Here is a 7,615-nt window from a genome sequence, read left to right as displayed (position 1 = left end):
CAAGCAGAGGGTCATAGGTTCGAGCCCTATAGGTCCCATTTATATGAAAAAATTTCATATTGTCATGGCGGAATAGCTCAGTTGGCTAGAGCACACGGTTCATACCCGTGGTGTCGAGAGTTCAAATCTCCCTTCCGCTACTATGGCGGAATAGCTCAGTTGGCTAGAGCACACGGTTCATACCCGTGGTGTCGAGAGTTCAAATCTCCCTTCCGCTACGATTGAAAATCCCGGGAATCTGAGAAGGTTCCCGGGACTTTTTCGATTATAATAATTTTTCTGAAATTTTCTGCTGTACCAAACAGAAAAGAACATCTGCAATGCTCCTACAAACATATGAAAGGCTCTGTTGGTGTCTGGATTTTCACTTAAAAGATTCCCGGTAATACTGTCGCAAGATAATATCCGACCCAGAATGATGCTGAATTCGCGATAAACGAATAGAGAACGAAGTCACCGTTTTCCTTTTTGGGGGACACTCTCTTCAAAAACCTGCAATACAGACCTGCCTCCAGCGCAAAGACTATGACCTCGAAAAAGACATAGCTTGTGATAAAGGCCAACGGACCGGCATTGTAATGAATGATATTGAGAAGCAGATTTAAGAGAAGCTGCGTCGTGATATTTACAAGCGCAAGGATCTGCAGCTGCTTTTTCTGCCGGAAGCCGAATAACAGCCCGACGACCATTTCAATTGCGATCGTAAGAAGGATACGGACCGCGAGCGATAAAAGCTCCATTCGATAATTATAGGAACGATACGCGTTGATCCGCTCGTTTGTGCTCAGGTCCTCATTGTATTCCACGGATCCGATCCGGACGCCCTCCATGTCAACGGTGTAATAAGTATCAAATGCATAACGCTCATAGCTTCCGCTTGATACAAAGGTCCCGGTTTCCGGATAATACAGGAGGATCTTAAAATCCTCCGGTGGATAATAGGTCCAGGCGATCTCACCGGTTTCGCTTACCGTCCAGCCCCTCTGAAGGAAATAATATCCGTCAGGATCCTTGTAATCTACAAAAGCTTTCCAGATGTTCCGGTCAAGATCATAGAGCTGCTCATTTCTGGCGGTGCCGTCCCAGACTTGTGCAGGTCCTGTACATTTCTCCTTTGAAAGCAGCGTGCCATAGCACAGATCATCGCTCATATTTTTGAACTGGATGCGCACCGAGGGCTTTGGACCCATATCAGCTTTCGCGGTGATCGGAAGTGCTGTGACTGCAAAGATCATGCAGAACAGCAGCATGAAAAGCCCGACATACATTCTTTTTTTCATACCAGGAACCTCCTTTCAGAGCTTGGATTCATAAAAATCAATTATCTTTGCCCTTTGTATCTGCTTTTATTATAATTGATCCCAATATTGTCTGACAAGAAAGAGATGTTTACTATTTTCTTACGTTTTGGCGCGGATGTGTCCGGTACACGGGTAGGGATTTTGCTGATTTGGAATGCGAAGCATCGGCAAAATCAGCTGTTGTCTGCGCATGGCATGAACAGGAATGTATCGCAGTGCACATGCATGAAGTTTAGAAAAAATTTAGCCTTTTTTTAGCGGTTATGTGATATACTATAATCTATATCGTATGCCATATGGCACTGACATGGTCAGAATGCATATGGCTGCACGGAAAATTCTGAACATATAAGATTCGGAGGACGTTATGTATCAGTTTATCGTAAATCCCGGTGCCGGTGCTGGAAGAGGATACCGGATCTGGAAACGACTGGAACATCAGCTGGAAATGAACAGTCAGGAATACCGTGTCTTTTTTACGGAACATCAAGGGGATGCGGCGGAGATCGCGAGAGTACTGACGGCGGAAAAGGATGAAGCGAAGGTGATCGTGATCGTCGGCGGCGAAGGTACCTACAATGAGGTCTTAAACGGTGTCTCCTTTAAGGGACTCCTGACCTTCGGCTATGTCCCGGTGGGATTCCGGAATGCACTCTCGAAGGGATTCCAGTCTTTCTGGAAGGTGGACCGTCAGGCGAGGCGGATCCTTCACCCGAAATATTACAGGATGCTGGACTATGGCGTTATCACGTTCGGAAACGAGGAGATCGTGAGCCGCAGATTTGCCGGACGCTGTGGGATCGGACTCGACGCGGCACTGTGCCACAATCTCTTATGCTGCCCTGTGAGAAACCAGATGACGAGGCTTCATCTGACAAAAATCCTTCGTTTTGGGATCGGATTAAAGCAGCTTTTTCTTGCAAAGCCGACAAAAGGATATATTTTGCTTGACGGGACGCAGAAAGTGGAGTTTAATCATATATATTTCATCACGTTTATGGTACGCCGGGAAGAGAAGAAAAAGAAGAACGGCGGGATTTTAAATGATGACGGAAAAATGACCGTTTACGTTGGAAACAGTGCGAGAAAGACGAAGATGATCCCGATCTTAAGAGACCTTGTGATGGGGGTCCGGAGAAAAGAGCGGGGGATCCGTGTCTTTGAGTGCAGCGAGGCGGAGATCCACCTTGCGCGCCCGTTGGCGGTCCACGTGGACGGTGAGAGCTGTATGTGTCAGGAGAATCTGGCGGTGCGCTGTATCCCGAAACGGATGCGCGTGATCGGCTCATAATAGAAACAGGAGGAGATTCTATGAGAATCGGACAGGGATATGATGTACATCGTCTCGTAGAAGGAAGAAAGCTGATTATTGGAGGCGTGGACATTCCCTATGAAAAAGGACTTTTGGGTCATTCTGACGCAGATGTCCTTCTTCATGCTGTGATGGACGCACTTTTGGGGGCCGCCGCCCTCGGCGATATCGGCCAGCACTTCCCGGATTCGGACGAGAGATATAAAGGGATTTCCAGTATCGCGCTTTTAAAGGAAGTCGGGAAGATCCTGCAGGAAAACGGATATATGATCGAAAATATCGATTCCACCGTGATCGCCCAGAGGCCGAAGCTTTTGCCGTACCGCCCGCAGATGGCGGAAAATATCGCGGCGGCGTTAGGAATCGAAAAAGAACAGGTAAGCGTGAAAGCGACGACGGAAGAAGGGCTTGGATTTACCGGTACCGGAGAGGGGATCTCCGCTCAGGCGATCGCCCTTTTAAGTTCGGTGGCGGATTACGCGCCGGAGGACCGCGTTGGAATTATTTCCGGCGGATGCGGGGGCTGTCCGGGCTGTAGACAGCAGCAATAAATGAATGCGGAAGTAAGCGCCTGTTTACTTTGATGATAGTAAAAGTGCATTACGCAAAGCTGCATGGCAGAAAAATTCGGACAGAAAGATATATGAAGGAGCTTAAGTTATGAAGATCTACAATACACTCACAAAGAGAAAAGAAGAGTTCGTTCCGGTGGAGCCGGGAAAAGTAAAAATGTATGTGTGCGGACCGACCGTCTACAACTTTATCCATATCGGAAACGCGAGACCGATGATCGTATTTGATACGGTAAGACGGTACTTTGAATATAAAGGATACGATGTAAATTATGTATCCAACTTTACGGATGTCGATGATAAGATCATCAAAAAAGCCATCGAGGAGGGCGTTGATGCCGAGACGATCTCCAAGCGCTACATTGCCGAGTGCAAAAAGGATATGGAAGGCATGAATATCGAGCCGGCAACAAAGAACCCGCTGGCGACAGAAGAGATCTGCGGCATGCTGAATATGATCAGCACTCTGATCGAAAAAGGTTACGCCTATGTGGCTGCTGACGGAACGGTTTACTACAGTGTCCGGAAATTTAAAGATTACGGAAAGCTTTCCCATAAGAATCTTGACGATCTCCAGTCCGGATTCCGTGAGATTAAGGTAACCGGTGAGGAGGGCAAGCAGGATCCGAATGACTTCGTTCTCTGGAAACCGAAAAAAGAGGGAGAGCCGTACTGGGAGTCCCCGTGGTGCGAGGGCCGTCCGGGCTGGCATATCGAGTGCTCCGTAATGGCAAAGAGATACCTCGGCGACGAGATCGATATTCATGCAGGCGGTGAGGACTTAATTTTCCCGCATCATGAGAACGAGATCGCCCAGAGTGAGGCTGCAAACGGAAAGCCTTTCGCGAAATACTGGATGCACAACGCGTTCTTAAATATTGATAATAAGAAAATGTCAAAATCTCTCGGAAACTTCTTTACCGTCCGTGAGATCAGCGAAAAATACGATCTTCAGGTGCTCCGTTTCTTTATGCTGAGTGCGCATTACAGAAGTCCGTTAAACTTCAGTGCGGACCTAATGGAAGCCTCCAAGAACGGTCTTGAGAGAATCCTCACCGGTATGGAAAAGCTCCGTGAGGCGGAGGCAAAGGTGTCCGGCGGCACAATGACAGCGGAAGAACTGGAAAACCAGAAGAAGGCAATGGAGCTTGTCGCAAAGTATGAGGCAGCGATGGATGATGATTTCAACACAGCGGACGCGATCTCTGCGATCTTCGAGCTCATCAAGCTCTCCAACTCCACAGTCTCCGGGACAAGCACGAAAGAATATGTTTGCTGGATGAAGAATGAGATCCAGAGACTCTGCGACGTAATGGGTATCATTACAGAAAGGAAGGCGGAAGTCCTTGACTCTGAGGTGGAGGACCTGATCGCCCAGAGACAGGCAGCGAGAAAGGCAAAGAACTTTGCCCTTGCCGATGAGATCAGAGGAAAACTTCTCGACATGGGAATCGTCCTCGAGGACACAAGAGAGGGCGTAAAATGGAAGAGAGCTTAATGCTTTTAAAGGAAAAATTCCACTTAAAGGATACGGATGCAGGCCAGTACTCTCCGCTTGTGCTCGCCTATCTCGGTGACGCGGCTTACGAGATCCTGATCCGTACCATCGTGGTCAGTGAGGGAAATATGCAGGTGAATAAGCTTCACAAGAAGTCTTCAGCTCTTGTGAAGGCTGCCGCCCAGGCGGAATTCCTGATGGCCATCGAGGGTGATCTGACCGAGGAGGAGCATGCGGTCTACAAACGGGGAAGAAACGCAAAGTCTTTCTCTATGGCCAAGAATGCCACGATGAAGGATTACCGGATGGCGACAGGCTTTGAGGCTCTGATGGGATATCTTTACCTGTCCGGAAGAACGGAACGCATGGTGGATCTTGTGGCTCTGGCGATGACAAAGACCGGAAAAGCTGACTCCGGCGATATGGAAAAACAAAAAGAGGAGAACTCCGATGAGATATGAAGAACTGACGATTGAAGGGCGCAATGCTGTTTTGGAGGCGTTCCGCTCCGGAAAGACCATCGACCGTCTGTTTGTCCTTGACGGATGTCAGGACGGACCGGTGCGCACGATCGTGAGAGAAGCGAAAAAGCATGACACGATCGTAAATTTTGTTCCGAAGGAACGTCTGGATTCCATGTCCGAGACGGGACACCATCAGGGCGTGATGGCGTATGCCGCTGCTTACGAGTACGCTGAGGTGGAAGATATTTTGAAAATCGCGGAAGAGAAGGGCGAACCGCCGTTTTTGTTCCTGCTTGACGGAATTGAGGATCCGCATAACCTTGGAGCGATCATCCGTACCGCGAACCTTGCGGGCGCTCATGGCGTGATCATTCCGAAACGCCGCGCGGTGGGACTTACCGCGACGGTTGCGAGAACTTCCGCGGGTGCGTTGAACTATACACCGGTCGCGAAGGTCACGAATATGGCGGCGACCATCGAGGATTTAAAGAAACGCGGGATCTGGTTCGTCTGTGCCGATATGGGCGGAGAGAGCATGTACCGTTTAAATCTCACCGGACCGATCGGTCTTGTGATCGGAAATGAGGGGGAGGGCGTGAGCCGTCTTGTGAAGGAAAAATGCGACATGATCGCGTCGATCCCAATGAAGGGTGATATCGATTCCCTGAACGCGTCCGTTGCGACAGGTGTACTAGCGTATGAGATCGTGAGACAGAGACTGGCGAAGGCATAGAATTTATATTTTTGCTTATGATAAAAAGACCTGCGGAGAGGAGTTCCGCAGGCCTTTTTTATTCGAGGAGGATTTCCTTCATAATAAACATTTGTTCCGGTCAGCCCGGTCGTCCTGAGTGAGTGAGCATCATTGTCGCGTTCACGTCTTTTTCGTAACAGGAATTTCCTGTAACACGAAAAAAGGCTTCCCGGATATTCCGGAAAGCCTCATGGTTTAAGCTGCCTAGCAGATTTGAACTGCCGACCTCCGCCTTACCAAGGCGACGCTCTACCAGCTGAGCCAAGGCAGCGAACACATTTACTGTGTTTTTCGAACCTCCAATATAGTATCATGGATCAACAGGTTTGTCAACGATAAAAACAAAAAAATTTGAATAAATTTTTCATACAAAAAGATCAATTCCTCGGAAAACTCATGGAGGGTAAAGCGGACATTCGCAATCCACTTCGCTACTTGCTCATGAACGCAGTCGCTTCGCGATCTGTCAGTGGGAGCTTTCAACACCCACTGACATAAGCATCCCACTCACTCACCGCTTAGTGCTCCGCGCACTTGAAGCGGGGGAATGCTTATCTGCGTTCAAACACGTGCAGGGAACACTTTCCGTTCTGCTTTCATATTTTGTAGTAAAAAAGATATTGAGGTGTTAATATGCCAGAGAATCCAACATCAATGCCGGAACCGTCGGGAGAGAATACGGCGGAGGTTGTGGCAGGGAAGAATGACGCAAATGTACCGGAGACACCGGCCGAGCCATTAGGAGGAGTTTTTGTTTATCCGGGAGACGATGATCTTGCGGGGATCCCTGTGCCGCCCATCGCTTCACCGGGCGGAAGACCTGTTTATCCGGGAGATGACGATCTCGCAGGAATCCCAACGACACCGGTCGCGCCGTCTGGCGGTCGCCCTGTCTATCCCGACAATACCATCGGACGCCCGGGCTTTCCAACGATTTCTTTTCCGGTCACATATCCGACGGTCTCAGGAGGAAATTACTACAGCAGAGTCCGGTTTTTAAATGCCAGCACATCAGGCCAGACTCTGGATGTCTATATCGATGGCCGGAATGTCTTTTCCGGTTCCGAATTTGCCACGATTTCTTCTTATATCCGCGTGACGGACGGATTCCACACCGTCACTGTGCGCAGGACCAACGGTCAGATCTATTATCAGCAGACGATTGCCTTTGTGTCCGGTGAGAGACTCACGATGGTGATCTTAGACACGGTTTCCGGAGTGTCCCTGACCCGTGTCTCTGACATGGGCTGTACGAACGTTCCGGCAGGTTACGGCTGTCTCCGTGTCGCGAACATGTCCTACGCGGGATCCAGCTACGATGTGCGGACCTTCAACAACCAGACAGCATTTGCGGGGGTCGGATACAAGGAAGTGACGAGCTATAAACAGACATCCAGCGGAACCTATACCTTCTTTGTGACAGGTTCCCAGTATGCAGTTTCGGCCTTAGGCGAGCTTCCGGTCCTTGTCCTTTCTTCCATTGTCGGCGTTTCCTGTCCGACCTGCACCGTGTCGAATCCGCTGCTCACCTTCAACGTCAACGTCCGTGCTGGAAGAGCCTACACCTGCTATATTATCGGAAATCCGTGGTCCGGTCTCTTCCGGGCGTATGTCCTTGAGGACTGAAGCATGTTGTGGCAGGATTGCATTATTTGTAAAAATCGTCTATAATCTGCGTAATAGATAAGAGGAATGTGCCTTACGCATTCCGGCA

General features: G+C 49.3%; 7 protein-coding genes and 3 tRNA genes. 8 read left to right on the top strand and 2 right to left on the bottom strand.

The annotated features are described in order from the left end of the window. The first annotated feature begins 66 nt into the window (after positions 1–66). Together DWY93_RS04710 and DWY93_RS04705 are read left to right on the top strand one after the other, a co-directional pair. A tRNA-Met gene (locus tag DWY93_RS04710) sits at positions 67–140 on the top strand. Between the two features lie 4 nt (positions 141–144). Next, positions 145–218 (top strand) — tRNA-Met (locus tag DWY93_RS04705). A 150-nt stretch (positions 219–368) separates the two neighbouring features. Here DWY93_RS04705 and DWY93_RS04700 read toward each other — a convergent pair. Continuing rightward, a complete protein-coding gene (locus DWY93_RS04700) occupies positions 369–1,280 on the bottom strand; it encodes a hypothetical protein (protein ID WP_117469719.1) in 912 nt (303 codons plus the stop codon). A 388-nt stretch (positions 1,281–1,668) separates the two neighbouring features. On the opposite strand from DWY93_RS04700, the gene DWY93_RS04695 reads away from it, so the two are divergent. The 5 genes from DWY93_RS04695 to rlmB all read left to right on the top strand — a co-directional run bounded on the left by DWY93_RS04695 (position 1,669) and on the right by rlmB (position 5,880). Further along, positions 1,669–2,592 carry a diacylglycerol kinase family protein gene (locus tag DWY93_RS04695; protein WP_117469718.1) on the top strand — a complete coding sequence of 308 codons (924 nt, stop codon included), beginning with the start codon at positions 1,669–1,671 and terminating at the stop codon, positions 2,590–2,592. 20 nt (positions 2,593–2,612) lie between these two features. After that, complete coding sequence (gene ispF / locus DWY93_RS04690; RefSeq protein WP_117469717.1) at positions 2,613–3,164, top strand: 2-C-methyl-D-erythritol 2,4-cyclodiphosphate synthase; 552 nt, start codon at positions 2,613–2,615, stop codon at positions 3,162–3,164. Between the two features lie 109 nt (positions 3,165–3,273). Continuing rightward, positions 3,274–4,683, top strand: coding sequence for a cysteine--tRNA ligase (cysS, locus tag DWY93_RS04685; RefSeq protein WP_117469716.1), 1,410 nt, complete (start codon positions 3,274–3,276; stop codon positions 4,681–4,683). Then, positions 4,668–5,144 carry a ribonuclease III domain-containing protein gene (locus tag DWY93_RS04680; RefSeq protein WP_117469715.1) on the top strand — a complete coding sequence of 159 codons (477 nt, stop codon included), beginning with the start codon at positions 4,668–4,670 and terminating at the stop codon, positions 5,142–5,144. The genes cysS and DWY93_RS04680 overlap by 16 nt, the downstream gene beginning before the upstream one ends. Next, entirely contained in the window at positions 5,134–5,880 is a 747-nt protein-coding gene (gene rlmB / locus DWY93_RS04675; RefSeq protein WP_015554667.1) for a 23S rRNA (guanosine(2251)-2'-O)-methyltransferase RlmB, read from the top strand. Before DWY93_RS04680 ends, rlmB begins: the two co-directional genes overlap by 11 nt. 219 nt (positions 5,881–6,099) lie before the next feature. Here the strand turns inward: rlmB and DWY93_RS04670 are convergent. After that, positions 6,100–6,172, bottom strand: a tRNA-Thr gene (locus DWY93_RS04670). Between the two features lie 362 nt (positions 6,173–6,534). Between DWY93_RS04670 and DWY93_RS04665 the strand changes: the two genes are divergently transcribed. Further along, on the top strand, positions 6,535–7,527 hold the full coding sequence (locus tag DWY93_RS04665) for a DUF4397 domain-containing protein (RefSeq protein ID WP_117469714.1): 993 nt from the start codon (positions 6,535–6,537) through the stop codon (positions 7,525–7,527). Positions 7,528–7,615 lie beyond the last annotated feature (88 nt).

Source organism: Clostridium sp. AF28-12, from assembly GCF_003435225.1.
GTDB lineage: Bacteria > Bacillota > Clostridia > Lachnospirales > Lachnospiraceae > Pilosibacter > Pilosibacter fragilis.
The sequence above is the reverse complement of the archived record's forward strand: the minus strand, read 5'-3'. Positions and strand labels throughout refer to the sequence as shown.

Bases quoted from the DNA above. Each gene is read 5' to 3' on its own strand.
- DWY93_RS04700 (WP_117469719.1), bottom strand. From the start codon at position 1,280: ATGAAAAAAAGAATGTATGTCGGGCTTTTCATGCTGCTGTTCTGCATG.
- DWY93_RS04695 (WP_117469718.1), top strand. From the start codon at position 1,669: ATGTATCAGTTTATCGTAAATCCCGGTGCCGGTGCTGGAAGAGGATAC.
- ispF (WP_117469717.1), top strand. From the start codon at position 2,613: ATGAGAATCGGACAGGGATATGATGTACATCGTCTCGTAGAAGGAAGA.
- cysS (WP_117469716.1), top strand. From the start codon at position 3,274: ATGAAGATCTACAATACACTCACAAAGAGAAAAGAAGAGTTCGTTCCG.
- DWY93_RS04680 (WP_117469715.1), top strand. From the start codon at position 4,668: ATGGAAGAGAGCTTAATGCTTTTAAAGGAAAAATTCCACTTAAAGGAT.
- rlmB (WP_015554667.1), top strand. From the start codon at position 5,134: ATGAGATATGAAGAACTGACGATTGAAGGGCGCAATGCTGTTTTGGAG.
- DWY93_RS04665 (WP_117469714.1), top strand. From the start codon at position 6,535: ATGCCAGAGAATCCAACATCAATGCCGGAACCGTCGGGAGAGAATACG.